The following is a 26,099-nucleotide window of genomic DNA, read 5'->3' on the forward strand; positions in this document are numbered from 1 at the left end:
AAAGTCATTTGAATGATTTCTTCTTGGTCTACGTGTCATAAAATACTCCATATATTGATGTTTATAACATCATTTGGGGAGCAAAATATCACTTATAAGTGTTGTTCAAATTTCCTGATCCACCTCTCCAATAGAAAAACTTGGTAGGTCTGTTTTTTGGAATCATCACATTGAAAATTTAAATTTTTTTGTGTGGGACTATTGAGCTTGACTGCATGATCAGAAGACACGGTGTAAAGGTAAATTTTCTGCTGATCTGGAGATTCAATACTTTTTGTAAAACGATAATGACTGTTGTGCGTCACTTTTAAGAATCCATCAATTAACGATGTACAAATAAATTTTTGCTCAAGTGCAGCTTGATCGATCGCATGCTCTGGTTGGCAAGCTGTCAAAAGTGTTACCAAGGGTAATATCAAATATAATTTATCGTTGTTCATGTGGCCTCCTGTGTCTTTTTAACTGTAAGACCATCATAAATTTGCTAGGTTTATAGATACAGATACACAAATTTTATAAAAATGAGCACAGTTCATGTTTCAGTATCAAATCTTAGCCAAACATATCAAACAGAAAATTTTGAGTGGAGAACTTTGTTCAGGACAGAAGCTCATTTCCCTTCGACAATTTTCAGCATTACATGCCGTCAGTTTAAATACAGCAAAAAATTGTTATACATTATTGGAATCGGAAGGGCTCATTACTGTTAAAAATAAATCGGGTTATTTTGTTCAACATTTGAAATCCAGAAACGATCCGCCAGTGTTGCCTTATCATCGTGAATTTGAAGCTGAAGCAAAGGATATCACTAACTTAGATTTGCAAATTGAAATACAGGAGTCTTCAACCAATAATCGATCAATTCATTTAGGTGCAGTACAAATCTCTCCAAATCACGTGCCTGTAGATGCAATCCGAAAGTCAATTCAACGTGCTTTAAAACACAGTCAACCAGAAGATTTCCTTTATAGTAATCGACAAGGGCATTTGAGATTGAGACAAGCTTTATCAGACCATTGGGCTGAAGATGGGTTTTATATCAATCCAGACGAGATTTATATCACCAATGGCTGTATGGCTGCGTTATCACTCGTGGTTCAGCTCTTGACCAAGGAAGGGGATGGCATTGTGATTCCAACCCCAAATTTTAATGGTCAATTACAGTTGTTAGGGACACTGAAACGCAAGTTGATTGAGATACCTGCAAATGTGGATGGTTTTGATTTAGAACGTCTAGAAAGAGCTATGCAGCACCCCGATACCAAAGCCTGTCTATTGACTGTGAATTATCAAAATCCACTAGGATTTGAGCTTTCAAATCATGATAAGCAGAAGATTGTGCAATTGGCTGAACAGTATCAATGCTATGTGATCGAAGATGATATTTATGCTGAATGTAGTTTTAATTTACAACGACCTTTACCGATCAAACATTGGGATGAAGCAGGCTATGTCATTTTATGCAGTTCAATATCAAAATCATTGTCCAGCGCATATCGAGTAGGTTGGTTTTGTTTACCGCCAAGGCTTAAACATTTACATCGTCAAATTGTCATTCAAAATGTCAGTGTGAATACACCTTTGCAATTGGCTTTGGCTGACCTGATGTATAGTAGAGCCTATCGTGAGCATCTACTCCGATTAAAACCAAAATTAAATCATCAAGTTGATGAATATCGACAAACGATATTAAGCGCTTTTCACGGGATTGACATTGGTTTAAGTCAGCCAGATGGTGGCTATGTTTTATGGCTGCAATTGCCGACACATATTGATGGTTTAGAACTCTATTATGCCGCACGTCAACATGGTATTAACATTGTTCCCGGAGATGTTTTTGGAGAAGAGCGCCGTTATAAAAATTATATTCGCTTAAATGCAGGGCATGAACAGACTCATGAAATTCATGACTCCATCGTGTTTTTAGCGGATTGGGTGAAACAAAAAATGAGGTCATCATCCCAAGCACCTTCTTGAAAAGTTTATGGCGCTAAACTAAGCTTTTTAAAGCAGTGATTTTCATGATCATCAATCATTCCTACCGCTTGCAGATAAGAATAGATAATGGTTGGACCCACGAATTTAAAACCATTCTTTTTTAGAGTTTTAGACAGTTGCAGGCTTAATTCGCTTTGTGTTGGTGCTAAGCGATAGTCTGGCACAGAATGAACTTTGGGTTGATGCCCTACAAAACTCCATAGCCATTTGACCATATCAGGCATGATTTGGCGCATATTCAACCATGCTCGAGCATTATCTCGAATCGCCTTTAGTTTACCTAAATGACGAATTATTCCCGGATCTTGTGCTATTTCGATTAAATGTTCATCTGTAAAAGTCGCAATTTCTTCAATGGTGTATTGAAAGAAATGATGTTGATATCGCTCGCGTTTTTTTAAAACAATAATCCAAGCGAGTCCTGCTTGCTGACCTTCTAAACAGAGCATTTCAAATAAGGTGTGTTCATCATATACAGGAACACCCCATTCTTGATCGTGATAATCAATATAAATCTGCTCATCGGAGCACCAGCTACAGCGTTGAATCGTCATGCGAATGCTCCGAAGTGATCAAATGGTAAAAGCAACCCACTGATCGTTTTGATTGTCCCAAAAGAACAACTCTGCTTGTTCTAAATCCGAAAAATTAATCCAGAAATCTTTACCTGCTTTATCTGCAAAACCAGTGCTAATCAACAGAGCTTCTTCGGTAATTTCCATAATCCAGCCCTGATGGCTTTGTCCATTTAAGACAATACGTTGTTGATTGCCAGATTCTGCAAATTCAACTAGACGATTAATCAAGGCTTCTGACATGAAAACTTCCTAAAAATAAAAACTTTAATTTAACGTAAATAAGGGTATGGATTGACAGGGCCTCGACCGCGACCATCTAAGTAAATTCCATAATGTAAATGAGGGGCAGTATGTCGAGCATTACCCGTATTGCCGACATAACCAATATGGTCACCTCGTCGCACGAAGTCACCCTCATTGAGACCTTTTTTATGCTGATCTAAATGCGCATAATAATGCCAAGAACCAGCGGGTCCTAAAATCCAAATGACTTTCCCACCCAGCTTATTATCGCGCATACTGCGAACAATTCCATCAGTTGCACTATAAACTTTTGTACCACGAGCCGCCAAGATATCAATGCCTTCATGTGTTCGACCGTGACTTCGTGATGCACCCCAAGTGTCTGTCAGTTGTCTCGCTTTTACACCTTGTACTGGGATAGGTAATTTTCGATCCAAAGGAAGCATATGTAAGCGAGCAACGAGGGTTGGATCAAGCGGCGTTTGTTTTGGAGGTTGGCTACTGCAGGCGACAAGTAAAATAGCTACACTTAGGATGATGTAATGTCGCAAATACTTAGTCACTCGAACTCCTTGATATGATACAGCCACACTTATTTGAATCGACTATGTCACAAATTCACGGCTGAGATCAATTTTTTCATCGCAGTTGGAATGCCCATTTCTGTTACAACTTGTGGAGCGAGCCATTCACCTCCTAATTCTGTTTGGAGGTATTCCATCTGGTCGAGATCAATATGGAAAATATGTGCATTCAGCAACCAGGTAAAGTGGGTGAAACTGTGTGAAATTTGAGTTGGTAATTGATTACTCACCAAACCATATTGTTGAGTCAATTGACTAAATTCTGAAGTTTCATCAATGATGGGTAAGGTCCATAAACCACCCCATAATCCTGAATGCGGACGTTGTTGCCATAACCATGTATTTTCAGTACTTCGCAGTAATAAAACATCCGCAGTTTTTATAGGCACTGCTTTTTTTGGCTTTTTAAATGGTAACTCTTGTGTCAGACCCTGCTTTAAAGCTTGGCATTCTGACTGCATTGGACAGTACAGGCAAAGTGGTTTTTTAGGAGTACAAATTGTTGCACCCAAATCCATAATGGCTTGCGTGTAATCATGGTTGCGTTGTTCAGGACAGAGTTGCTCGGCTAATTCCCACATTGCACGTTCATGGACAGGCTTTGATAAATCATCTTCAATGGCAAAGAAACGTGCTAAAACACGCTTAACATTTCCATCCATTATCACGCCGTATTTGCGTAATCCAAGTGACATCAATGCACCAGCCGTTGATCTACCTATTCCTGGCAGGGCCATCCAAGCTTCTAAAGTCTCTGGAAAATGTCCATTTTGACTTACGATTGTGGCTGCTTTATGCAGGTTGCGAGCACGCGCATAATAGCCTAGACCTGCCCAGTAAGGAGCAACTTCATCCCAAGTAGCACGACCTAAATCGGTGACCGTCGGAAAGCGCTCAATAAAACGATCATAGTATTTCAGAACAGTTTTCACTTGGGTTTGCTGCAACATAATTTCAGAGACCCAAACTTTGTAAGGATCATCTGCGACTTGCCATGGCAGGTCATGTCGACCATGTACATCAAACCAATCAAGTAACGCAGTTGAAAAAGAAAACATGAAAATACCATTAATACAATCTGTGCTCAGTATAACCAATCTAGGCAAAGACCTTTTAAAAAAGCATGAAAAAAGGCGCATATTGCGCCTTTTTGGAAAATCAACATTACTCTTGAATAATGCCCCAACGACTATCTAATTTAAGCGGTTGGTTTTTGTAACGAGGAATAATATGGATGTGTAAATGTTCCGACTCTTCATCGCCAAAAACTTTGCCATCATTAAAAGCGATATGAAAGCCTTCCGGATGATGACGGATTTTTAACTCGTTACGTGCCAGTTCTAACAGCGACTGTAAACTTTTACGCTCTTTATCAGTAATTTCAAAAAAAGAACTCACATGACGTAAAGGAATAATAACGGAATGTCCTTTAGTCAACGGCTGATGTTCTGGCAAAATCACACCGAATTCATTTCTATCAATCACATCATATTCATCGTGATTGCAATAAGTACATTGTTCACTCATCCTTACATTCCTCTTATATTTTATCTTCTTTCTTCAATAATCTTAGCGCTAATAAACTTTGAAAGTATATTAATCTAAGTGACGCGACAGTAACTCATACATCGCAGCTAAGCTTTTTTCCTCAGCTTCAGCGTTATAACCGAGATCTACACCATTGGCTTTTGCCCGTTCATCAGCTTGTGGATTGCTAAAACCGTGTTTTGCATCCTCAAAGATAATGACCTCATGCGGCACCTGAGCTGCAAACATTTCTTCTTTAAATTGTGCCACATCATCTAGCGTGACCATACTATCTAGCTCACCATGCAAAACTAGAATTTCAGCTTTAACTTGACCTTGTTGAGCAGGTGTTTGCGCAGATAAATTAGCATGGAAAGTAGCAACTGCTTTTAAGTTCGCACCAGATCGAGCAAGATCTAAGACAACTTTTCCACCGTAACAAAAACCAATCGCACCTAATCGAGTTGCGTCAACTTCAGGCTGTGTAGATAAAGTGTCTAACGCAGCAGTAGCGCGGTGTACAATCGTTTCAGGCTTTGCGAAAGTTTGCATCATCCATTCATTTGCTTGAGAGGCTTCAGTGGTTACCTTTTTGTCGCCGTACATATCAATGGCAAAAGCAGCATATCCTTGTTCTGCAAGTTCTCGAGCACGTTGTTCTGTATATTCATTACGACCCCACCACTCCGGGGCTACAATAATACCCGCAGCTCCTGAAGAGTTTTCAGGTGCGGCAAAATAACCAATCAATTGTGTACCATCTGCCGCTTTATACTGAATTTCTCTTGTTTGAATTGCTGAAGTCATTATTGAAAGTCCTTTCGTTTATGAAAATCAGCAAAGATTAAAGCATAAATGTTTTCCGAAGTGATGAATTTGCAATAAGAAAGTAAAATCAAATGTGAGAATTTATGAAAGATTGGAATATGTAAAACACGTATAAAAGCACGAATGAAAAGAAATAAAAAAAGAAGAAGGAGTACCTTCTTCTTTTCATCAATCTTGTGTTTTCAGTTTAATCTAGTGTTTAGAATACTAGACTTTGCCTCTTGAGATAAAGCCTACAATTGCGAGAATCACTGCAATCACAAGTAAGATAATTGCGAAATCTTTAGATAAGCCTGCTACACCACCAAACCCTAGCAAACTTGCTATCAATGCAATCACTGCAAAAATAATCGCCCAACGGAACATTTTGATTCTCCATAAATTTTTATTAATGTTCATTCAGTATAAGAAAATAAACTGAGCAAAATGTATACAAAGGGTATTTTAACGTAGAGTATTGATATTCTTTAGTTAATCAACTGTAACTGAGATTGATGAAATTTTATGAGAATTATTAGTGATATACTGACTCAAATTTTTGATATTTAGCTGAATCATGAGCACATCTTTACGCCCTGAATTTTGGAAACATTATTCACTGTTTGAAATGAACCAAGCAGAATGGGAGGCACTGTGTGATGGTTGTGGTATGTGTTGTTTGGTTAAATTAGAAGATGATGAAACCGAAGAAATCGCATATACCAAAGTTGCGTGCAAACTTCTAGATTGTCAGACGGGGCATTGTTCAGATTATGAAAATCGTCAGGTGCATGTACCTGACTGTATTCAGTTAACGCCTGAAAAATTACAACAAATACGATGGCTACCTTCGAGTTGTGCATATCGACGTATTAATGAAGGTAAAAAGCTACCGAGTTGGCATCACTTGGTGACAGGCAATAAACAAAGTGTGATTAGTGCTCGAAAATCTGTAGCAGGTCGTTGTATATCTGAACAGCTTGTTAATGAAAATGAAATAGATGAATACATCGTGCGGTGGGTACGCTAGTACATTCAATTGCTAGACTGCACATATTTTGTAATATAAAAACACTTTTAAAATGATCATTGCCGTTTAATCCTTGAGACTGATATTCAAGGATTTAATAAAGGGAAAGACATGTTAAAAGCTGCAAAACTGATTTGTATTGTTGGTTTGAGCGGAATCATAATGGCGTGTCATGCCAATCAAAATAAGGCCACTGAAGCACAGAATCCGCAGGAATCAACAGTCAAAAACGAAAATTCAAAAGCTCAAGAACAACGATATCAAGTTGAAAAAATTGCTCTATTTAATGAACCATGGGCGATTGCAACTTTACCAAATGGTCAACTGTTAATTACAGAAAAGTCAGGCATACTTAAGTTGTTTGACCCACAATCAAAACGTAGTTTTAAAGTGGCTGGTGTGCCTCAAGTTGCTTATGGCGGACAAGGTGGGTTAGGTGATGTTTCGATTCATCCTAATTTCAATAATAACGCTTGGTTATATCTCAGTTATGCCGAAGAAAAAAATGGATTGTTTGGTGCAGTGGTAATCCGAGCGAAATTGGATTTATCGAATATCGAAGCACCGAAACTGACGGATATCGAACGCATATGGGAGCAAGTCCCTAAAGTGTCGGGTCAGGGGCATTATGCACATCGTATAGTGTTTGACCAGCAAGCGAATTTATGGATTAGTTCAGGGGAACGGCAGAAGTTTCAGCCTGCACAAGATATGCAGTCTAATCTAGGTAAAATTGTATATTTGTATGATGATGGTCGTGCTCAAGAATCTAATCCATTTGCCAAACAAGGTGGTGTCTCAGCGCAGATTTGGAGTTTAGGTCATCGTAATCCTTTAGGTATGGCATTTGATCATCAAAATCGTTTGTGGGTGGCAGAAATGGGCCCTAAAGGTGGCGATGAGTTCAATCTTATTGAAAAAGGTAAGAATTATGGCTATCCAATTGTATCTAATGGTGATCACTATGATGGGAAACAGATTCCGAATCATGAAACGCGACCTGAATTTATAGCCCCTAAACTTGATTGGTCTCCAGTGATTTCACCCTCGAGTCTGATTTTTTATAAATCTAACTATTTTCCACAATGGAAGAACAAAGCCTTAATCGGTGGATTATCATCGAAAGCCATTATTGTGGTAGATCCACAATCTGAACCTGTACGAGAAATTCAGCGCTTGGATATGGGGGTTCGAGTACGAGACTTGCATGAAGCGAAGGATGGCACAATTTGGGGAATAGAAGATGGACCGCAAGCTTATTTATTCAAATTAAAAGCAAAACTCGAATCTGAGTAAAATGAAAAATGTTGAATAGTGATGGTTGTTTTGACTATTAATATTGGAATTTGACTATTACATAGTAGACTAGTCAACAGTACTTTGAGATCTATAAAAAATATGTCCGATACACAAATTCCGCTACCTGAACGCTTACGTCCACGTGATTTGTCTGAGATTATCGGACAAGATCATTTACTTGGTGAAGACGCACCTTTACGTCAAATGATTGACCAAGGACATTTACCTTCGATTATTTTTTGGGGGCCTCCAGGGGTCGGCAAGACCACCATTGCGCTATTGTTAGCTCAAGCTGTAGATCGTACTTTTATTAGCTTGTCTGCACTCAACACTGGTGTTAAAGAGCTTCGAGAAATCATTGGGGAAAGTGGCGATCTCATTGTGCCAGTGGTTTTTATTGATGAAATTCATCGCTTTAATAAATCTCAACAAGATGCCTTACTGAGCGCAGTAGAAAAAGGCAAGATTACTCTGGTTGGTGCAACCACAGAAAATCCTTCTTTTGAAGTCAATAATGCTTTGTTGTCGCGCTGTCAGGTGTATACGCTGAATGCATTATCTGAGCATGATATTCAACATTTAATTGAACGTGCACTCAAGCAAGACCAATTTCTGAAAGACCGTCATATTCATATCGAAGAATATGATGCATTAATTCAATTTGCCGCAGGTGATGCTCGTAAAGCACTCAATTTATTGGATCTCATTGCAAGCACATTTGAAGCAGATGTTGAAAATATTGTCACCAATGCCATCGTGGTGAAAGTAGCTCAACAAAATATTGCGAGATATGACAAATCTGGTGAGCAGCACTATGATTTAGTCTCAGCATTCATTAAATCAATTCGTGGAAGTGATCCTGACGCTGCACTATATTGGATGGCGAGAATGTTAAAGGGGGGGGAAGATCCAGTCTTTATTGCGCGTCGGATGTTGATAGCCGCTTCGGAAGATATTGGAAATTCTAATCCTAATGCGTTGTTATTGGCTGGGGAGTGTTTTAGATCCGTTCAAGCGGTTGGGATGCCAGAATGCCGTATTATTTTAGGACAATGTGCAGTGTATTTGGCCACAAGCGCGAAAAGTAACAGCACTTACTTAGCAATCAATAAAGCATTAGAGTTGGCTGAACGTACGTCAAATCTTCCAGTTCCATTGCATTTAAGAAATGCTCCAACCAAGTTAATGAAAGAGCAGGGATATGGTGTAGATTACTTATATCCACATCACTATCCAGAACATTTCGTGTTGCAGGATTATATGCCTCCAGAGCTGAAAGGTACCAAATTGTACGAATCAGCTCGTAATAAGCGTGAAGTCGAAGCAGAGCGTTTACAGCAGCGACGTTGGCAGCAAGAGCAGCAACAACAATAAAAAAAGCCCAGTTCTATGGGAAGCTGGGCGAAAAGCGATTCATCTGGTCGGCAACTACAGTCTCTCTCTTGAGCCACCAACTCCTGTAGTTGCCTGGTATAAAAATATATTAGTTGAACTTAGTAATATTGTAAAAACGATCATTTTAATAAATAGCATTAATTTATTCGATTAATGGGGGTAAATTTAAAAACAAAAACAACAATTGAGTTTTTTAATGATCAATGCCCCAGATTTGTCATCTTATTTAAATATCGATTCGATAAATTAATAGCATTACCAATGAGGAGAGAGCATTGGTAATGCTACTTAACAAAAATAATGAATGCATAACAACAATTTCAAAATATAAAAATAATATCAACAGATACAAAAAAGCCGAGTCATATGACTCGGCTTCATTTTATCTAAATTTTGATTTAGATATCAGAAAGGTCAACACCGATACGTGTAGCAACTTCTTCATAAGCTTCAACTACACCACCTAAACCTTGGCGGAAACGGTCTTTATCTAATTTTTTCTTGGTATCTTTGTCCCATAGACGGCAACCATCTGGAGAGAACTCATCACCAAGAACGATACGGTCATGGAACACACCAAATTCAAGTTTAAAATCAACCAAAAGCATGTTGCCTTGAGCAAAAAGATCTTTTAAAACCACGTTTACTTGGTGAGTTAACTCTTTCATACGCTCAAGTTGTTCAGCAGTAGCCCAACCTAAAGCAATTGCTTGAGATTCATTCACCATTGGGTCGCCCAAAGCGTCATCTTTGAAAAATAATTCAAATGTAGGTGGTGTAAGTTCTAAACCTTCTTCAACACCCAAACGACGGCAAAGCGAACCAGCTGCATAGTTACGGATTACACATTCAACTGGAATCATGTTTAACTTTTTAACCAAAACTTCGTTTGGTGTTAAAAGTTTTTCGAAATGAGTTTCGATACCTGCAGCTGCAAGTTTTTCCATGATAAAGGCGTTAAAACGGTTGTTCACCTTACCTTTGCGATCTAGCTGTTCGATTTTTTCGCCATTAAATGCTGAGGCATCATCACGAAAGACTAAAATCAGGTGGTCTGCACTATCGGTTTCATAAACGGATTTAGCTTTACCAGTATAGAGCAAGGTTTGTTTTAACATGGTGGAACCTTTTTCAGAAAAAATATGCCTAGAACGACTAGGCTGGCCAGTTTTGATAAATCTGGGTTAACAGGCTTGCAGCTTTTTGTTTGTCTGCAAACGCGTTAGTTGAGGTAAACACGGCCAAGGTATGACTCGAACCTACAGATGTCAGTTTAAGCACTAAACTTTCACCATCCACTTGAATTGTCGCGGAATGGGGATTCTTAGGTTGATTGACAAAGTTGTAGTTGAGGCTACTGAGAGTGGCGATTGTGTATTGCCAAATTGTAGCAGAATTTCCGTCAATTTTGATCAACGGATTGCCATTTCCATCAGTTAAAAGTTGTGGACGACCGACAGCAGTTGATTGTTCACTCTCAACAGGATTAGAAACGGTTGGTGCCACATTAGGACGAGGTAGCTCGAAACGATTACCTCGCTTATTAACCATTTGTGGCGCATTGTCTATTGCAAGCTGTTCAACAACAGGCGCTGGATAAAGCGGTGTTGCTGGTCTAACCATTGAACCTTCAGGAAATTTAAGCGGGGTTTGTGCAGTAGATTTTTTATAATCGAGTGAACCATTATCGATACCAATCGTACTACAACCGACCATGCTGAGGGCTGAAAGGGCAAGGGGTAAACCAAAACGTAGTTGCATAGTTGTTAAACTCTTCTTTAAATAATGCTCGCAGCTTTTAATGCATCACGCAGTGAAGCTCGATATTGTTCTGCTAATGGAGTAAGTGGTAAACGGATACCTGTACCAATTAATCCCATTTCATGAAGTGCCCATTTCACAGGAATTGGGTTTGATTCACAAAATAGAATTTCGTGTAAATTTGCAACTTGATCATTAATTGCTTTTGCTTGAGCTGCATCACCCACTAAACCAGCGGCACACACTTGGCTCATTTGCTTTGGAGCAACGTTAGCGGTCACAGAAATATTACCTTTCGCACCATGCTCAATCAGTTGATATGCTGTTGCATCATCACCTGAATAGACCACCATATCTTTGCCTTCAAGGGCTTTTAAAAGCTCAGCACCGCGAGGAACATCACCTGTTGCATCTTTAATCCCTACGATTTGAGGAATATCAGCAAGACGAACTACAGTTTCATTGCTCATATCAACGCCAGTACGGCCAGGTACGTTATAAAGAATTTGTGGTAAATCAACAGCTTCAGCAATTGCTTTGTAATGCTGATACAAGCCTTCTTGAGTCGGTTTGTTATAATATGGCGTTACTAAAAGTGCAGCATCTGCACCAAGCTCTTTAGCTTCTTTGGTAAGCTCAATCGCTTCATGCGTTGAGTTTGCGCCTGTGCCGGCAATAATTGGAATGCGTTTATTGGCTACACGAATGATTTCTTTGATCACTTGAGTGTGTTCAGCCATGCTTAAGGTCGAAGCTTCACCTGTTGTTCCCACGGCAACGATACTGTTTGTACCTTGCTCAATGTGCCATTCAACAAGCTTCTCGAGACCCTTCCAATCAACAGTTCCATCTTCAAACATTGGAGTGACGATTGCGACGATTGAGCCTTGAATTACCTGAGCTTGCTGAGTAGTCATTTTAAAACACGATCCTATTTTTCCATCCAGTGAAGGTTGAGAAGCGAAGTTTGGATGGGTATGTATTTTGATTTATATCACGATCCAATATGCCTGCATACTGGATAATGCGTATGCAAATTATGAACTAAGCAACCAATAAGAACAATATGAATTCACTTCAGTCAAAAAAAAGTTTAGTTAAAACAAGTAACTTTTTTAAAAAAAGCAATTTTAAGACCTGATGGTTAGGCATTTAAATAACAGTGAAGATAGATGTTCGTCTATCAAACTATTGCGGATAAAAATCAAAATTCGAAGTAAATCCGACCAATTTACCCTGAATTAATAGCTTATATCACTTACATCAGATTTAAGATGTATGTATAAGCAGGTGAATAAAGTAATAATTTTTAAATTATGTGATTATTGTAATTTATAAAACGTCTTAATTTTTTTACTTAAAGGTTAAATTATTCTAATACTTATAGATTTTATAATAGATTTTCCTTGGTTTTTTTCTAAATAAAAAAAATAATTAATCGTTTTGAAGACTAGAATTTATTTTGGTTGGCAACAGGTATGAAATTTAATCTTATTTTGATTACATTTTATTACACCATTTGATAACTCTCACTTTCATTGACTTACATAGATAATCGGGCATCGGACTCAAATGCTGATGAGTGAGGGAAGTTCAATGCAAGAATCAGTAAGTAACAAACATGCAATTTTGACGGTAGGTATCTGCTTCCTCATTGCAGTAATTGAAGGCTTAGATATTCAGGCTGCAGGTATTGCAGCTGCGGGTGTTCGTGAACATTTTGGTTTAGATAGTTCACAATTAGGTGTGTTTTTTAGTGCCGGTATTTTAGGTCTGTTACCTGGGGCACTGGTAGGTGGGCGTATTGCGGACCGTATTGGTCGTAAAACAGTTTTAATTTGGTCTGTTGCTGTTTTCGCTGTATTCACTTTATGTACGGTATGGGTAAATAGTTTTAACAGTTTATTGGCTGTACGTTTCCTTGCAGGTGCAGGACTAGGTGCAGCAATGCCAATTCTCATCACTTTGGCTTCTGAAGCAGTAACCCCACAAAATCGTGGTCGTGCTGTAGGGCTAATGTATTGCGGTATGCCTGTCGGTGCTGCGACCTTATCTTTAATTGCAAGTACAGATTTCGGTGCTAATTGGAAAAATATTTTCTATCTTGGTGGTTTATTACCATTAATTGTTATACCAGTGATGATGAAATTCTTACCTGAATCTAAAGAATTCTTGAAAACGCAAAATAGAACTGAAGCTGAAATTGCAGAAGCTCCACAAGGTTCGTTTAAAGATTTGTTTAATTCACAGAATCTTCTTCGTACGATGTTCATCTGGTGTAGCTATTTCTTCACGCTCATGGTGGTTTACATCATGCTCAGCTGGTTACCTTCTCTATTCCAAGAATTAGGTTTCTCAAGAAAAGAAGGTGCGACAGCGCAATTCTACTTCATGGTAAGTGCTACTGTAGGTACTGTGATTTTAGGTGTATTAACTGACCGCTGGAAAAAAGCTTATGTGATCTTGTTAATGTACGGTGGTATTTTGGCTGGCCTTCTTGCATTGAATGCAGCAAGCTCACTCACACAAATGTATTTGGCTTCAGCATTGGTTGGTGCTTTCGTGATTGGCTGTCAAGGTGTGCTTTACGCATTTGGTGGTATTGTGTACCCAACAGAAGTACGTGGTACGGGTGTTGGTGTAGCATCAGCAGTAGGTCGTATCGGTGCTATGCTTGGGCCAGCAATTGCAGGATCATTATTAACGGCTGGATTTGGTGCAGCAGGCGTAATCTCTGCAGCAATCCCTTGTATTATTATTTCTGCAATCTTCATGTTAATGTTGGTACGTCGTATCCAGAATTAAGACAAAAACATAGATTAAAGCCTGCTTGATGCAGGCTTTTTTATAGAGTTTTCATATCAAATTTTCTACTCAAACAATTGTAGTTCTCATGATCCTATGCAATAGTCCCTAACAATTTCAAAAATATTGGGAGCTGAAAAGGATGTTCCAACCACAACAAAGTGCACTTATCGTTGTTGATGTTCAGAATGGATTTACCCCTGGGGGAAATTTGGCGGTAGCGAATTCAGATCAAATTATTCCAACCATTAATTCACTTGCTCAGCATTTTGACAATGTTGTCCTTACCCAAGATTGGCATCCTCAAGACCATATTTCATTTTTTGAAAATCATCCTGGAAAGTCTGCTTACGAGACGATTGAATTAGCTTATGGTCGTCAGGTGTTATGGCCTTCACATTGTGTACAGGGTACACATGATGCAGATTTCCATCCAGAGTTGAATATACCCAAAGCGCAGTTGATCATTCGTAAAGGTTTTCATCCGCATATTGATAGTTATTCTGCCTTTTTAGAAGCTGATCATCGAACATCGACTGGCTTAGCAGGATATCTGCGTGAGCGTGGAATTCGTGACGTCTTCATTGTTGGGATTGCCACTGATTTTTGTGTGGCTTGGACGGCAATTGATGCTGCAAAATTAGGTTTTAACAGTTATGTCGTGTCAGATGCGACTAAAGGTATCGATTTAAATGGTTCGTTGCAACATGCATGGCAAGAAATGCTTGCACAAGGTGTGAAACGAATTTACGCCAAAGAGCTGATGAACCTCAGGCACTCAGCGCAAACCATTTAAAGGTCATGGTTCAAGATCATACGTCGTTAATCCAACAAGTGAACTTTTTAAATGAAAGCCATCAATCGATTCTTGCAGAAAACCTTTGCAGTGTGGGTACTCCTTTTTGCAGGAATTGCCATGTATATGCCAGAAGCATTTATTTGGCTTAAGTCTTATATCACTTGGATGCTCGGGATTATCATGTTTGGCATGGGAATGACCATGTCGTGGAAGGATTTTAAAAGTGTTCTCAGTCAGCCTAAGGCGGTTGCCATTGGGGTGGGTGCTCAATTTATAGTGATGCCATTATTGGCATGGGGATTGTGCATAGCATTTCGATTACCCGCTGAAATTGCCATTGGTGTACTCCTTGTTGGATGTTGTCCCGGAGGTACAGCATCTAACGTCATTGCTTATATGGCAAAGGCAAATGTGGCTTTGTCTGTCGCGTGCACCTCAGTTTCAACGATGTTAGCACCTTTGCTGACACCCTTGATTTTTTATCTCTTAGCGAGTCAGTGGATCGATATAGATGTGGTAGCAATGCTTGTGTCGGTAATGCAAGTGATTTTGTTCCCTATCATTTTAGGGGTGATCGTGAGCGGTCTATTTAAGCAAAAAATAGATCAATATATTGAAATGATGCCTATGGTTTCAGTCATCGCGATTGTATTGATTGTGGCTGCGATTATTGCTGGAAGTAAAGTGCAAATTTTACATTCAGGGTTACTGATCCTTGCTGTTGTAATTTTACATAATGGATTAGGATATTTTATAGGTTATTGGGCTGCAAAATTATTGCAGCTTAATCAAGCAGATGCTAAAGCAGTTTCGATAGAAGTAGGGATGCAAAATTCTGGCTTAGGCGTTGCTTTAGCTGCGGTTCATTTTGCGGCAACACCCATTACAGCACTTCCAAGTGCGATTTTTAGTTTATGGCACAATATTTCGGGACCCATCTTGGCGAGTTATTGGGCGACGCGTGACAAAGCTGTCCTTAAAAAAAATAAGTATGACGATGATGTGATTAAGTAGCTGATTTTATTTCATTAACTGATCTAGAAATTCTTTTTCAGTCATGATGTGGATACCATGTTGCTTTAAAAGCGCTGCTGTAACACCGTTCGCATTTATTTTCGTCCCTGAAAAAGAGCCATCATAAATCTGACCAAAACCACACGATGGACTTTTAGCTTTCAAAATCGCATGAGTAATCCTATGTTTTTTAGCAAAAGCCAAGGTCTGTTTTGCTCCTAAAATAAATGCTTCGGTAACATCTTTTCCCGAAAGATCAAATACTTTTGCATGACCACTCAAAACATCGGAGCCTGTTCCTTTTTGAATTTCAGCAGGGGCTCTGGGAGTGCTAAGCCCTCCAGAAATTTCAGGGCAGATTACGACGGCCTGATCGGTATCAATGAGCATTTTAATTTTTTGTTGAAGGCAATGTTGGCCATCGTAGCGAACTGGATGTCCGACTAAACATGCACTGATAAGATATTTCATTTAATAAAAAAAAGACCAATAATATGCATTATCGGTCTTTTTAAGTGTAGATCAAATTGAATTATTCAACCGTAACTGACTTTGCTAAGTTACGCGGCTGATCTACATCGGTACCGCGTAGTACAGCGACATGATAGGACAAAAGCTGCACAGGAATACTGTATACGATTGGTGATAATAGTGCTGAAACGCTCGGAACTTGAACGACGTGTTGGCGCTCTTTTTCCCTAATGCCACTATTTTCATCTGCAAATACAAACAGCTCACCACCACGTGCTTGAACCTCTTCCATATTTGATTTGAGCTTATCAAGCATGTCATCCTGTGGAGCAAGAATGACAACAGGCATATCATTATCAACTAAGGCCAATGGGCCGTGTTTCAACTCACCAGCTGCATAACCTTCAGCATGAATATATGAAATTTCTTTCAGTTTAAGCGCTCCTTCAAGCGCGATTGGGAACTGTGTTCCACGACCTAAAAATAGGCAATGTTGTTTTTCAACAAACAATTCAGATAGGCGTAAAATTTCTTTATCACATTGTAATGTGTCAAGAATCACTTTAGGTGTATGCCACAATCCCGTAATGATTTCTGTTGCTTGTTCATTAGAAATCGTTTGTTTAACTTGACCGAACTTAAGCACGAGAAGCATCAGGGCAGCAAGTTGTGTGGTGAATGCTTTGGTCGACGCAACCCCAATTTCTGGACCCGCTAATGTCAATAAGCTGTAATCTGTTTCACGCACCATGGAAGATGTTGCAACGTTACAGATCGTCATCGTGGTGATATTAATATTTTTCGCTTTGGCACGTTTTTGTGTATCACGAAGAGCAGCCAATGTGTCGGCAGTTTCACCTGATTGAGAAATACACACATAGAGTGTATTGTTCACGATCACTGGAGTGCGATAGCGGAACTCACTTGCAATTTCAACTTGGCAAGGTACATCAATCAGTTGTTCAAACCAATATTTTGCGATCATGCCTGCATGGTAACTGGTACCGCAAGCGATGATTTGAACTTGCTGAATCTGAGAAAAATCTTCTACAGCATTTGCAAGAAAATCATCACGTAAGTGATCGGCATTTAAGGCTTGAGAGATGGTTTGCTTGATCGCTTCGGGTTGCTCATAAATTTCTTTAAGCATGTAATGCTTATATTCACCTTTTGAAGCATTACTCACTGTCGCATCAAGTTCTTTGACAGGGCGTTCAACGCGCTTACCTTGTACATAGACTTCAATCGTATCACGTGTTAAACGCGCAATATCACCTTCTTCAAGGTATATAAAACGATTGGTAATCGGTAATAGGGCCAATTGATCAGAACTGATAAAGTTCTCACCAATTCCCACACCGATCACGAGCGGTGAACCTTCACGAACAGTGATCAATTCATTTGGGTAATCTGTATGTACGATACCGAGTGCAAATGCACCTTTGAGTTGAGGCACAACTTGTTCAACGGCTTTAAGCAGGTTAGGAGCAGACTTCAGTGCATCATGAACTAAGTGTGCAACAACTTCAGTATCTGTTTGGGATGTAAACACATATCCTAATGCTTCAAGATCATCTTTAAGCTCTTGGTAATTTTCAATAATACCGTTATGTACCACAGCAACTTGACCAGATATATGCGGATGTGCATTATTTTCTGTAGGTTTGCCATGAGTAGCCCAACGTGTATGTGCGATACCAAGCGCGCCAGTGATCGCTGCTTCTGAAACCGCTTCTTCAAGGTTGATAACTTTACCGACACGACGTTCACGTAAAACTTGACCTGCATTGATTAAAGCTAATCCCGCTGAGTCATAACCACGGTATTCAAGACGCTTTAAGCCTTCAATTAGAATATTCGTTATGCTTCGTTCTGCTACACCGCCGACGATACCACACATATTGCAATCCCCTTAATTCTTAATCTTTTGTGGACGTGGATAATTGTCTTTCACAAATTGTTTAGAGCGTTCTACGGCTAAACTATGATCATCCACATCACGAGTAATCGTCGATCCAGCACCAACTGTTGCACCATTACCAATTTTAACCGGCGCGACTAAAGAGCTGTTTGAACCTATAAAGGCTTGGTCACCAATGATCGTTTTAAACTTGTTGGCACCATCATAATTACATGTGATCGTACCCGCGCCGATATTTGAACCCTCACCCACTTCAGCATCACCTAAGTAGGTAAAATGATTGGCTTTAGAGCCTAAACCAATGGTGGTGTTTTTCACTTCAACAAAGTTGCCAATGTGTACTTCATTTGCCAATTTAGCACCAGGGCGCAAACGTGCAAATGGTCCAATTTGAGTGTGCTCACCCACAATGGCTGAATCAAATACGCTATACGGTTGAACTTTCGTGCCTGCAGCAATCTTAGAGTTTTTAATTACACAGCCTGCACCGATTTCGACATTGTCACCAAGTTCACATTCGCCCTCGATAATGACATTGATATCGATACGTACATCTTGACCAACCTTGAGTGAACCTCGGAGATCGAAACGACTCGGGTCGATCAAATGTACACCTTGCTGCATCAGCAATTTCGCTTGGTGGTTTTGGTATTCTCTTTCCAATGCTGCCAATTGCACACGATCATTTACACCTTCAACTTCGAAAGCTAAAGCAGGTTCAACTGAAGCAATTTCGAGTCCATCGTCAATTGCCATTGCTACGATATCTGTTAAATAATATTCGCCTTGCGCATTATTATTATTCAGACGTGGCAACCACTCGTGCAATTTGGCATTGCTTACTGCATAAATGCCAGTATTAATTTCTTGAATTAAACGTTGCTTTTCAGAAGCATCTTTATGTTCAACAATGGCTTGGATTTTACCATTTTCTCTCACGATACGACCGTAACCAGAAGCATCTGCTAGCGTGAGTGTGACTAAGCCAATACCTTTAGATTGTGTTGCTTCAAGTAAATTTTGTAATGTATCGGCGGTAATACAAGGCACATCACCGGATAAAATTAAAGAAATACCATCTTTGGGTAATACAGGTAAGGTCATTTGAACAGCATGACCTGTACCAAGTTGTTCAGCTTGTTCAACCCAGTCAATATTTTCTGTCGAAAATGCATGTTTAACTAAATCGCCACCGTGACCGAAAATGGTAATAATATTTTCAGCTTGTATTTTTTTTGCGGTTTCAATGACATGCCCTAAGAGTGGACTTCCTGCTAAAGGTTGTAATACTTTTGGTAGCTTTGAACGCATTCGCGTCCCTTTACCTGCAGCAAGAATAACAACTGTGGTTGACATACAACATCCTTTCTTTGGAGCTTGGCTTAAGCCATATCAATATAGAGATAAATTATAATACAAAGTGCTGCCCAAAGACCTGCGATGAGGTCATCAAGCATAATACCGAAACCACCGTCAACTTGACGATCAATGACACGAATCGGCCAAGGTTTCCAAACATCAAAGAGACGGAAAAGTGCAAAACCGACCAATAGCCATACCCAATTCATTAGGCCTAAGTAGATTAAAGGGAGAAACGTGATCGATTGCCCCGCAAATTCATCCCACACAATTCGTCCGTCATCATGGACGCGCATTATATCAGCGGCTCTTCCACAAATATATATCCCAATCAATGACATAACGATTATGGCAATCGTGCTATACAAAAAACCTATTGCCATGAAAGCAGGGATAAACAACAAGGCAAAAGCTGAACCAAAAGTACCAGGTGCTTTTGGCGCTAAACCAGAACCGAATCCAACGCCACAAAAAACAATGAAGCGTTCAGACCAAGTCATCGTTTTAAAATTAATTGGTTGTTTTTGCAAAGTGCTGATATCCCTGTAATTCTAGTTCTTGTGGTTGTTGATGATGATAAAAATCTAATTGCTGAGTCTCTTTTACGACACCAATTACCGTGATCGGTGTATCGCAGTGTTGAGCTTTTAATTCATCCAAGGCAGGTGAAGGAATGGTAAAACACAATTCATAATCATCACCACCTGCTAAAGCCAATTGCCATTTTTGTTGATTGGGCAATGCTTGTAAGGCAGGACTAAGTGGAAGTTGATCTAAGTGTAAGTCGGCACCTACATGTGATGCTTTTAGAATATGTCCTAGATCTTGTGCCAAACCATCGGATACGTCAATCATACTATGCGCCAATCCTTTAAGCGCTTGACCGAGTTCACAACGTGGAGTGGGATAGTCGAGGCGTTTTTTCAAAGCATGATCAGGATATTTTAATCCGAATGCAGCATCACCTATAGTACCGGACACACAGATTAAATCACCTGCTTGAGCACCAGAACGTGGCACGGCTTTTCCAATATCCACCCAGCCTAGAGCGGTAACTGATAATGTGAGATGTGGGCTTTGCGTTGTGTCGCCGCCAATTAAACTTACCCCAAATTGATCGCAACAATCATACAAACCCTGACTAAACCCTCTTAGCCAGTAATGATCAATTTGGGGTAGGCTCAATGCCAAGAGAATGCTTTGGGGTTTTGCACCCATGGCTGCAATGTCTGAAAGATTCACAGCTACAGATTTCCATCCAATCGCATGGGGATTTGTATCGATGGGGAAATGTCGACCAGCAACGAGGGTATCGGCACAAATGACCAATTGTTGCTGTGGAGGTGGGGTGAGCAGGGCTGAGTCATCACCGACACCTAAATCGACTGAAGAACAACTCGGTCGATTGAAATAGGTGTCAATAATAGAAAACTCAGCCATTTCAACAACTTATTTTGCTTGTTGCTTTTCTGCATCACGTAGGCTTTGTGCCAAACGGTCTAATACACCATTGATGTATTTGTGACTATCTGCACCGCCGAAGTGTTTAGCCAATTCAATTGCTTCATCGAGAACGACGCGATATGGAATTTCAAGATGCTCTTTCAATTCATACGCGCCAAGACGCAAAGTAGCTAATTCAACGCCGTCCAGTGCCGAGATCTCACGATCTAGTACTGGAATTAATAACGCATCCAATGCTTCATGATTTGCAATCACTTGTGTGAGCAACTCGTGATAATAGCTGAGATCCACTTTATGCATGGCATTTTCAGCACGTGTACGTGCTTCAATTTCATGCACAGGGTTGTGGCTCATTTGCCATTCATAAATCCCTTGTACAGCAAAACGACGTGCTTTGCGTTTAGCTGCATAAGTAGCTTGGAGTGTCTGCGACATGCTTTAGATCGCCTTTAGCAAGTTAACCATTTCAATTGCAGTCAAGGCAGCTTCGCCACCTTTATTACCTGCTTTTGTACCTGAACGCTCAATGGCTTGTTCAATGCTGTCTGTAGTCAATACGCCATTGATTACAGGTAAACCAGCTTCTAAACCAACAACACCAAGGCCTTTTGCACATTCACCAGCAACAAAGTCAAAGTGAGGAGTGCTACCGCGAATAACTGCACCAAGTGCAATTACTGCATCAAACTTACCAGAATTTGCGAGTTTTTTCGCCACAACTGGAAGTTCCCAAGCGCCTGGCGCGTGAACGACAGTGATATTATCGTCTTTAACACCATGTCGATGCAATGTATCAATTGCACCTTCTAATAAATGTTCAACAACAAAGCTGTTAAAACGACCAACTAGAATCGCGTAACGATCTTCGCTCGCGAGATGTAATAAACCTTCAATACGGCGAATCGCCATAGCAACCTCGATATTTAATAAGAGTTATGAATGAGAGCTCTGATCAGCTGTGATGTATTCGACCACTTCTAAATTAAAGCCAGACAATGCATTGAAGCGTAAAGGTGAGCTCAGGAGCTTCATTTTCTGTACGCCTAAATCACGTAAAATTTGTGCACCCACACCAATGGTTTGGTATTGCTGAGATAAGGCAGCATTTGACTTGGCTGGTTTTGGCGCAGTTAAAGCTTCTAATGCAGGACCTAAATCAGACAGCTGACGTTGTCCAATCCATACCAAGACACCACGATCGCTTTGAGCAATTTCTTTTAAAGCACGATCTAAGTTCCAAGCCGCTTCACCATCTTGCTTATTAAGCTTTAAGAGGTCTCGCGCTGGATTGAAGCCATGAACGCGAACAGTCGTCACACCTTCTTCAGGTTGACCTTTAACCAATGCCAAATGAATATCAGGATTCCCGACTTCACGATAACGGTAAAGATCAAAAGTACCATACTCTGTATCGAGTTTTTGTTGATCCAAACGCTCTACCGTTTGTTCATTGGTCATACGGTAGTGAATAAGATCAGCAATTGTACCAATTTTTAGACCGTGTTTTTCAGCAAAAATTTCAAGGTCAGCACGACGGGCCATAGTCCCGTCTTCATTGATAATTTCACAAATCACAGAAGCTGGTTCAAGACCTGCAAGACGAGCTAAATCACAACCTGCTTCGGTATGACCTGCGCGATGGAGCACACCACCTGATTGTGCCATGAGTGGAAAAATATGGCCTGGCTGAACGATATCTGCTGGTTTTGCATGTGCCGCAACTGCTGTTTGAATCGTGTGCGCACGTTCTGCTGGAGAAATACCTGTAGAAATGCCATTTGCAGCTTCAATAGAAAGCGTGAAGTTTGTCCCGTGTTGAGCGCCATTCGCATCAACCATTAACGGTAAATTTAATTGTTTGCAGCGTTCACGGCTTAAGGTTAAGCAAACCAAGCCACGAGCATGCGTGATCATGAAATTAATGTCTTCAGGTCGTACGTGCGTTGCAGCAATAACGAGGTCGCCTTCATTTTCACGATCTTCATCATCCATCAGGATGACCATTTTTCCTGCACGGATATCTGCTACAAGTTCTTCTACAGTATTGAGCGACATCAACCTTCACCTTTTTGTTATGTCATTCTGACATTTGAATAAATTTGTTGCGCCATAGTCTAACGCTTTTTTAGTCAGTTTGCCTATGCTTATGACTGTACCATTCAACACAGTCCAACATACACCTTCATAGCACATTGAAAAGAGAGATAAAATTACCAAAAGAGCAATTTTGTATACAAACTAGACGCTTAGTCTAACTTTTCACGACTGTGAGCTTTAAAAAAGAAAAACCAGATTTAACTTAGCATCAAATCTGGTTTACTTATTAAAATTTAATCTAATTAAGAGCTGATTGTACGATCCGTCGAAGAGCTTTGAGCTTTGCCTTTCAAAATTTCAGTACGGATATTTTGTGCAAGTTCGGCACAGGCTTCGTTCATACCATTAATCATGAAAGCGTGACGTGTTAACACACTGGTTGGATTTGGCATCGGAACCAATTGATAGCATTCACCAATATGCTTTAACTGATCGTGGGTCAAATATAGCGCCATTTCTTTCGCAATCAGATGATGTGTGAGTCTTTCCGCCGCTTGTACTGAGTCGAGTTGCATTGCTTCCACTGGCGCGGTTACAGCACAGCGCGTTTGTAATACGAACCGTTTATCCTCACGGTAACGTTTATAGAGTACTTCTGACAATAATTGAAACACCGAACCAATCATTAAGATGCAAGCAATCGAGTTATTCTTGAGTGAAGAAATACTGATAACAGCGCCTTGTTGATCAAAACTACGATTCACAACGATATCATCAACATTCAAATGATAACGCGCTGTACACAGTTCGATACTCTTATTTAAGAAAATTTGACATAAATTAAAATAAGGTAAAGAGACAGATTTGTTGACTGTATTAATTAATTGTTTCGGATCATAAAATTGGATATTCAGTGATAAAGCATCCTGATTTAACTGAAGAGTCGGTACTTTTGGCGTAATTGCAGCTTGTTCTTTATTTTGCTCTGGCGTATGAGGTTGTTTAGGCTGACTCTTTTCCAGTTCTAATGCTTCAGTGAGCAGCTTGATCTCATGACGTAAACGGGACTCATTATTTAATCTCGCAAGATATTCGCTACGAGTAGGGCGAGCAATGGCACGATAAGCCAACCATAATAAGCCATGAATAAAGAGTGACGTAAGGATTGCCAGCCATTGTGTTCTTAATATTTCGCCGATACTTGGTTTAACCAATGTGATTTCCACACTGCCAATTTTCTTTTCATTTTGTAGTGCATCTCGAACGAAGATTTCACCCTGACGCGTCTTAGACAATCCTGCAGTTGCGAGAACTTGATCACCTGTGCCAAGAATACGTATATACGCAACACTTGGATTCGTTGCATAGCGGTTGGCTAACAATGCAAGAGATACTGTATTGGCTGGTTCAAGTTCAGTTAAGCTATCTGCGACCAGTTGAGTCGTCATTAGCAAACCTTGACTTGCACGGTTTTCATTTAATTGATGTGTCGTTGCAATAACCAATAAAAAGGTATGCAAGGCAAAACTTACAATCAGCAGGCTAGCAAATAGCCCTTGTCTAGGCGCATTCAACGTAAACTTCCAAAGAAAATTAATTCAATTTCGATTATGATTCTTACAATATTCGTAGCTCAGACCCGAGTCAATTCATGCGAGAAATCATTCTTATTTCATTTTTAGGACCTGACCAACCGAATCAGTTTACTCGATTGATGCAGGTGTTGTCCGTACATTCTTTGCAAATTTTAGATGTAGGACAAGCAGTTATCCATAACCAATTGACTCTCGGCATCGTGGTTGCCTCCGAAGACCAGACAGCAACGGCTTTGGCCATGAAGGATATTCTGATTTTAGCACACGATATTGGTCTTACTGTGCGCTTTAAACCGATCGATTCAGAAGATTATGAGCAATGGGTGAAAGAGGGTGGACGTACACGATATATCGTGACGGCATTGGCACCTGAACTTACTGCAGCACATTTGCAAGCAGTGACTAATATTGTTTCAAGTCAAGGGTTTAATATTGAAACAGTCACTCGTTTGTCTGGTCGCCCAACGTTGAATCATTTTGAAAATGAACCAAAACGTGCTTGTGTGCAATTTGGTTTGAGCGGACAAATGTTAGATGCTGCAGCGATGCGAGCGGCATGTTTAAGTTTATCAAATGACCTTAGTGTCGATGTTGCAGTACAAGAAGACACGCCGTACCGTCGTAATCGTCGTTTAGTTTGCTTTGATATGGATTCAACGCTGATCGAACAAGAAGTGATTGATGAGCTTGCAATTGAAGCTGGTGTCGGTGCACAAGTCGCAGAAATTACTGAGCGTGCTATGCAAGGTGAGCTGGACTTTCAGAGCAGTTTCCGTGCGCGTGTGGCGCTACTGAAAGGTATGGATGCTTCTGTATTGCCTAAAATTGCAGAACGTTTAACGATTACTGAAGGTGCAGAACGTCTTATTTCAACCCTAAAATCTTTGGGTTATCGTACGGCTATTTTATCTGGTGGCTTCCAATACTTCGCTGAATATTTACAAGCAAAACTTGGGATTGATGAAGTTCATGCCAATATCTTGGATGTTCAAGATGGGCAGGTCACTGGCGAAGTTAAAGGGCATATTGTGGATGGCGCTCGTAAAGCATTTTTATTAGGCCAAATTGCAGATGAAATGGGCATTTCACTTGAGCAAACGATTGCAGTAGGTGATGGTGCGAATGATTTGCCAATGCTCTCTATAGCGGGCTTGGGCGTTGCATTCCGTGCTAAACCATTGGTGCGTCAAAATGCAAATCAAGCCATCTCAAGTGTTGGTTTGGATGGTGTTCTGTACCTGTTAGGTGTACATGATAAAGATTTAAGTCGAGCTTAAAATCAAAAAAGCTTATTAAAAAGGCGACCAAATGGTCGCTTTTTTTTATCTAAGTGAATCATTCTTAGACAAATTTTAATCAGCTAAGTTCAGACGAAAAAACAGATGGTCATCATCGAAAAAAAGATGTTTTTG

General features: G+C 40.0%; 28 protein-coding genes. 8 read left to right on the forward strand and 20 right to left on the reverse strand.

What is annotated here, in order from left to right:
- Window positions 1-92 precede the first annotated feature (92 nt).
- A complete protein-coding gene (locus tag FTV17_RS11225) occupies window positions 93-440 on the reverse strand; it encodes a hypothetical protein (RefSeq protein WP_179999593.1) in 348 nt (115 codons plus the stop codon).
- Between the two features lie 94 nt (window positions 441-534).
- On the opposite strand from FTV17_RS11225, the gene FTV17_RS11230 reads away from it, so the two are divergent.
- Window positions 535-1,977: a PLP-dependent aminotransferase family protein gene (locus FTV17_RS11230; RefSeq protein WP_179999595.1), complete on the forward strand. Its 1,443-nt coding sequence runs from the start codon at window positions 535-537 to the stop codon at window positions 1,975-1,977.
- Between the two features lie 5 nt (window positions 1,978-1,982).
- Here FTV17_RS11230 and FTV17_RS11235 read toward each other — a convergent pair whose 3' ends face one another.
- The 7 genes from FTV17_RS11235 to FTV17_RS11265 all read right to left on the reverse strand — a co-directional run bounded on the left by FTV17_RS11235 (window position 1,983) and on the right by FTV17_RS11265 (window position 6,124).
- Window positions 1,983-2,552: a DNA-3-methyladenine glycosylase I gene (locus FTV17_RS11235; RefSeq protein ID WP_179999597.1), complete on the reverse strand. Its 570-nt coding sequence runs from the start codon at window positions 2,550-2,552 to the stop codon at window positions 1,983-1,985.
- Between the two features lie 18 nt (window positions 2,553-2,570).
- Window positions 2,571-2,816 (reverse strand): hypothetical protein, encoded by a 246-nt coding sequence (locus tag FTV17_RS11240; RefSeq protein WP_035264881.1) that lies wholly within the window; start codon window positions 2,814-2,816, stop codon window positions 2,571-2,573.
- Between the two features lie 29 nt (window positions 2,817-2,845).
- Entirely contained in the window at window positions 2,846-3,370 is a 525-nt protein-coding gene (locus FTV17_RS11245; RefSeq protein ID WP_035264946.1) for a M23 family metallopeptidase, read from the reverse strand.
- A 59-nt stretch (window positions 3,371-3,429) separates the two neighbouring features.
- Window positions 3,430-4,461: an A/G-specific adenine glycosylase gene (mutY, locus tag FTV17_RS11250; protein ID WP_218945360.1), complete on the reverse strand. Its 1,032-nt coding sequence runs from the start codon at window positions 4,459-4,461 to the stop codon at window positions 3,430-3,432.
- A 106-nt stretch (window positions 4,462-4,567) separates the two neighbouring features.
- Window positions 4,568-4,954: an HIT family protein gene (locus FTV17_RS11255; RefSeq protein ID WP_373687206.1), complete on the reverse strand. Its 387-nt coding sequence runs from the start codon at window positions 4,952-4,954 to the stop codon at window positions 4,568-4,570.
- 45 nt (window positions 4,955-4,999) lie between these two features.
- The gene (locus FTV17_RS11260) at window positions 5,000-5,737 is read right to left on the reverse strand and encodes a dienelactone hydrolase family protein (RefSeq protein WP_179999601.1); all 738 of its coding nucleotides are present in this window, start codon (window positions 5,735-5,737) and stop codon (window positions 5,000-5,002) included.
- Between the two features lie 228 nt (window positions 5,738-5,965).
- Window positions 5,966-6,124 (reverse strand): DUF1328 domain-containing protein, encoded by a 159-nt coding sequence (locus FTV17_RS11265; protein WP_035264869.1) that lies wholly within the window; start codon window positions 6,122-6,124, stop codon window positions 5,966-5,968.
- Window positions 6,125-6,314: 190 nt separating this feature from the next.
- Between FTV17_RS11265 and FTV17_RS11270 the strand changes: the two genes are divergently transcribed.
- The 3 genes from FTV17_RS11270 to FTV17_RS11280 all read left to right on the forward strand — a co-directional run bounded on the left by FTV17_RS11270 (window position 6,315) and on the right by FTV17_RS11280 (window position 9,440).
- On the forward strand, window positions 6,315-6,767 hold the full coding sequence (locus FTV17_RS11270; protein WP_179999603.1) for a YcgN family cysteine cluster protein: 453 nt from the start codon (window positions 6,315-6,317) through the stop codon (window positions 6,765-6,767).
- A 111-nt stretch (window positions 6,768-6,878) separates the two neighbouring features.
- Entirely contained in the window at window positions 6,879-8,063 is a 1,185-nt protein-coding gene (locus FTV17_RS11275) for a PQQ-dependent sugar dehydrogenase (protein ID WP_179999605.1), read from the forward strand.
- Window positions 8,064-8,165: 102 nt separating this feature from the next.
- On the forward strand, window positions 8,166-9,440 hold the full coding sequence (locus FTV17_RS11280; RefSeq protein ID WP_092766586.1) for a replication-associated recombination protein A: 1,275 nt from the start codon (window positions 8,166-8,168) through the stop codon (window positions 9,438-9,440).
- 419 nt (window positions 9,441-9,859) lie between these two features.
- Here the strand turns inward: FTV17_RS11280 and purC are convergent, their stop codons facing one another.
- From purC to dapA, 3 genes are read right to left on the reverse strand one after another with little or no spacing between them, the layout of a single operon-like run.
- Complete coding sequence (gene purC / locus FTV17_RS11285; protein ID WP_092766585.1) at window positions 9,860-10,579, reverse strand: phosphoribosylaminoimidazolesuccinocarboxamide synthase; 720 nt, start codon at window positions 10,577-10,579, stop codon at window positions 9,860-9,862.
- Between the two features lie 37 nt (window positions 10,580-10,616).
- On the reverse strand, window positions 10,617-11,222 hold the full coding sequence (locus tag FTV17_RS11290) for a lipoprotein-34 precursor (NlpB) (RefSeq protein ID WP_179999606.1): 606 nt from the start codon (window positions 11,220-11,222) through the stop codon (window positions 10,617-10,619).
- Window positions 11,223-11,239: 17 nt separating this feature from the next.
- The gene (dapA, locus tag FTV17_RS11295; RefSeq protein ID WP_179999608.1) at window positions 11,240-12,139 is read right to left on the reverse strand and encodes a 4-hydroxy-tetrahydrodipicolinate synthase; all 900 of its coding nucleotides are present in this window, start codon (window positions 12,137-12,139) and stop codon (window positions 11,240-11,242) included.
- 679 nt (window positions 12,140-12,818) lie between these two features.
- On the opposite strand from dapA, the gene mhpT reads away from it, so the two are divergent.
- From mhpT to FTV17_RS11310, 3 genes are all read left to right on the forward strand, one after another.
- A complete protein-coding gene (gene mhpT / locus FTV17_RS11300; RefSeq protein ID WP_179999610.1) occupies window positions 12,819-14,027 on the forward strand; it encodes a 3-(3-hydroxy-phenyl)propionate transporter MhpT in 1,209 nt (402 codons plus the stop codon).
- Between the two features lie 142 nt (window positions 14,028-14,169).
- Window positions 14,170-14,823: a bifunctional nicotinamidase/pyrazinamidase gene (gene pncA / locus FTV17_RS11305; protein ID WP_179999612.1), complete on the forward strand. Its 654-nt coding sequence runs from the start codon at window positions 14,170-14,172 to the stop codon at window positions 14,821-14,823.
- Window positions 14,824-14,874: 51 nt separating this feature from the next.
- Window positions 14,875-15,840 carry a bile acid:sodium symporter family protein gene (locus FTV17_RS11310; protein WP_179999614.1) on the forward strand — a complete coding sequence of 322 codons (966 nt, stop codon included), beginning with the start codon at window positions 14,875-14,877 and terminating at the stop codon, window positions 15,838-15,840.
- A gap of 6 nt (window positions 15,841-15,846) precedes the next feature.
- Here the strand turns inward: FTV17_RS11310 and FTV17_RS11315 are convergent, their stop codons facing one another.
- The 9 genes from FTV17_RS11315 to FTV17_RS11355 all read right to left on the reverse strand — a co-directional run bounded on the left by FTV17_RS11315 (window position 15,847) and on the right by FTV17_RS11355 (window position 24,666).
- Complete coding sequence (locus FTV17_RS11315) at window positions 15,847-16,311, reverse strand: DUF523 domain-containing protein (protein WP_179999616.1); 465 nt, start codon at window positions 16,309-16,311, stop codon at window positions 15,847-15,849.
- A 61-nt stretch (window positions 16,312-16,372) separates the two neighbouring features.
- Entirely contained in the window at window positions 16,373-18,211 is a 1,839-nt protein-coding gene (gene glmS, locus FTV17_RS11320) for a glutamine--fructose-6-phosphate transaminase (isomerizing) (RefSeq protein ID WP_179999618.1), read from the reverse strand.
- Window positions 18,212-18,223: 12 nt separating this feature from the next.
- Complete coding sequence (gene glmU / locus FTV17_RS11325) at window positions 18,224-19,588, reverse strand: bifunctional UDP-N-acetylglucosamine diphosphorylase/glucosamine-1-phosphate N-acetyltransferase GlmU (protein WP_179999620.1); 1,365 nt, start codon at window positions 19,586-19,588, stop codon at window positions 18,224-18,226.
- A 26-nt stretch (window positions 19,589-19,614) separates the two neighbouring features.
- Window positions 19,615-20,091, reverse strand: a complete 477-nt coding sequence (locus FTV17_RS11330; protein WP_179999727.1) for a phosphatidylglycerophosphatase A — start codon at window positions 20,089-20,091, stop codon at window positions 19,615-19,617.
- 10 nt (window positions 20,092-20,101) lie between these two features.
- Window positions 20,102-21,031 (reverse strand): thiamine-phosphate kinase, encoded by a 930-nt coding sequence (gene thiL, locus FTV17_RS11335; RefSeq protein WP_179999622.1) that lies wholly within the window; start codon window positions 21,029-21,031, stop codon window positions 20,102-20,104.
- 9 nt (window positions 21,032-21,040) lie between these two features.
- On the reverse strand, window positions 21,041-21,490 hold the full coding sequence (gene nusB, locus FTV17_RS11340; protein WP_179999624.1) for a transcription antitermination factor NusB: 450 nt from the start codon (window positions 21,488-21,490) through the stop codon (window positions 21,041-21,043).
- Window positions 21,491-21,493: 3 nt separating this feature from the next.
- Entirely contained in the window at window positions 21,494-21,964 is a 471-nt protein-coding gene (gene ribE, locus FTV17_RS11345; RefSeq protein WP_035264832.1) for a 6,7-dimethyl-8-ribityllumazine synthase, read from the reverse strand.
- Between the two features lie 24 nt (window positions 21,965-21,988).
- Window positions 21,989-23,110, reverse strand: a complete 1,122-nt coding sequence (gene ribBA / locus FTV17_RS11350; protein WP_179999626.1) for a bifunctional 3,4-dihydroxy-2-butanone-4-phosphate synthase/GTP cyclohydrolase II — start codon at window positions 23,108-23,110, stop codon at window positions 21,989-21,991.
- Window positions 23,111-23,394: 284 nt separating this feature from the next.
- Window positions 23,395-24,666: a hypothetical protein gene (locus FTV17_RS11355; RefSeq protein ID WP_179999627.1), complete on the reverse strand. Its 1,272-nt coding sequence runs from the start codon at window positions 24,664-24,666 to the stop codon at window positions 23,395-23,397.
- Between the two features lie 77 nt (window positions 24,667-24,743).
- On the opposite strand from FTV17_RS11355, the gene serB reads away from it, so the two are divergent.
- Window positions 24,744-25,964, forward strand: coding sequence for a phosphoserine phosphatase SerB (gene serB, locus FTV17_RS11360; protein WP_179999629.1), 1,221 nt, complete (start codon window positions 24,744-24,746; stop codon window positions 25,962-25,964).
- Window positions 25,965-26,099: the final 135 nt, after the last annotated feature.

The organism is Acinetobacter sp. YH12239, from assembly GCF_013417635.1.
GTDB lineage: Bacteria > Pseudomonadota > Gammaproteobacteria > Pseudomonadales > Moraxellaceae > Acinetobacter.

Excerpts from the sequence above, each read along its gene's own strand:
- glmS (WP_179999618.1), bottom strand. The coding sequence starts at position 18,211 with ATGTGTGGTATCGTCGGCGGTGTAGCAGAACGAAGCATAACGAATATT.
- FTV17_RS11235 (WP_179999597.1), bottom strand. The coding sequence starts at position 2,552 with ATGACGATTCAACGCTGTAGCTGGTGCTCCGATGAGCAGATTTATATT.
- FTV17_RS11260 (WP_179999601.1), bottom strand. The coding sequence starts at position 5,737 with ATGACTTCAGCAATTCAAACAAGAGAAATTCAGTATAAAGCGGCAGAT.
- FTV17_RS11315 (WP_179999616.1), bottom strand. The coding sequence starts at position 16,311 with ATGAAATATCTTATCAGTGCATGTTTAGTCGGACATCCAGTTCGCTAC.
- FTV17_RS11280 (WP_092766586.1), top strand. The coding sequence starts at position 8,166 with ATGTCCGATACACAAATTCCGCTACCTGAACGCTTACGTCCACGTGAT.
- mhpT (WP_179999610.1), top strand. The coding sequence starts at position 12,819 with ATGCAAGAATCAGTAAGTAACAAACATGCAATTTTGACGGTAGGTATC.
- dapA (WP_179999608.1), bottom strand. The coding sequence starts at position 12,139 with ATGACTACTCAGCAAGCTCAGGTAATTCAAGGCTCAATCGTCGCAATC.
- FTV17_RS11230 (WP_179999595.1), top strand. The coding sequence starts at position 535 with ATGTTTCAGTATCAAATCTTAGCCAAACATATCAAACAGAAAATTTTG.
- ribBA (WP_179999626.1), bottom strand. The coding sequence starts at position 23,110 with ATGTCGCTCAATACTGTAGAAGAACTTGTAGCAGATATCCGTGCAGGA.
- FTV17_RS11225 (WP_179999593.1), bottom strand. The coding sequence starts at position 440 with ATGAACAACGATAAATTATATTTGATATTACCCTTGGTAACACTTTTG.
- FTV17_RS11310 (WP_179999614.1), top strand. The coding sequence starts at position 14,875 with ATGAAAGCCATCAATCGATTCTTGCAGAAAACCTTTGCAGTGTGGGTA.
- FTV17_RS11265 (WP_035264869.1), bottom strand. The coding sequence starts at position 6,124 with ATGTTCCGTTGGGCGATTATTTTTGCAGTGATTGCATTGATAGCAAGT.
- FTV17_RS11290 (WP_179999606.1), bottom strand. The coding sequence starts at position 11,222 with ATGCAACTACGTTTTGGTTTACCCCTTGCCCTTTCAGCCCTCAGCATG.
- nusB (WP_179999624.1), bottom strand. The coding sequence starts at position 21,490 with ATGTCGCAGACACTCCAAGCTACTTATGCAGCTAAACGCAAAGCACGT.
- mutY (WP_218945360.1), bottom strand. The coding sequence starts at position 4,461 with ATGTTTTCTTTTTCAACTGCGTTACTTGATTGGTTTGATGTACATGGT.
- purC (WP_092766585.1), bottom strand. The coding sequence starts at position 10,579 with ATGTTAAAACAAACCTTGCTCTATACTGGTAAAGCTAAATCCGTTTAT.
- FTV17_RS11240 (WP_035264881.1), bottom strand. The coding sequence starts at position 2,816 with ATGTCAGAAGCCTTGATTAATCGTCTAGTTGAATTTGCAGAATCTGGC.
- ribE (WP_035264832.1), bottom strand. The coding sequence starts at position 21,964 with ATGGCGATTCGCCGTATTGAAGGTTTATTACATCTCGCGAGCGAAGAT.
- FTV17_RS11275 (WP_179999605.1), top strand. The coding sequence starts at position 6,879 with ATGTTAAAAGCTGCAAAACTGATTTGTATTGTTGGTTTGAGCGGAATC.
- thiL (WP_179999622.1), bottom strand. The coding sequence starts at position 21,031 with ATGGCTGAGTTTTCTATTATTGACACCTATTTCAATCGACCGAGTTGT.
- pncA (WP_179999612.1), top strand. The coding sequence starts at position 14,170 with ATGTTCCAACCACAACAAAGTGCACTTATCGTTGTTGATGTTCAGAAT.
- FTV17_RS11330 (WP_179999727.1), bottom strand. The coding sequence starts at position 20,091 with ATGACTTGGTCTGAACGCTTCATTGTTTTTTGTGGCGTTGGATTCGGT.
- glmU (WP_179999620.1), bottom strand. The coding sequence starts at position 19,588 with ATGTCAACCACAGTTGTTATTCTTGCTGCAGGTAAAGGGACGCGAATG.
- serB (WP_179999629.1), top strand. The coding sequence starts at position 24,744 with ATGCGAGAAATCATTCTTATTTCATTTTTAGGACCTGACCAACCGAAT.
- FTV17_RS11270 (WP_179999603.1), top strand. The coding sequence starts at position 6,315 with ATGAGCACATCTTTACGCCCTGAATTTTGGAAACATTATTCACTGTTT.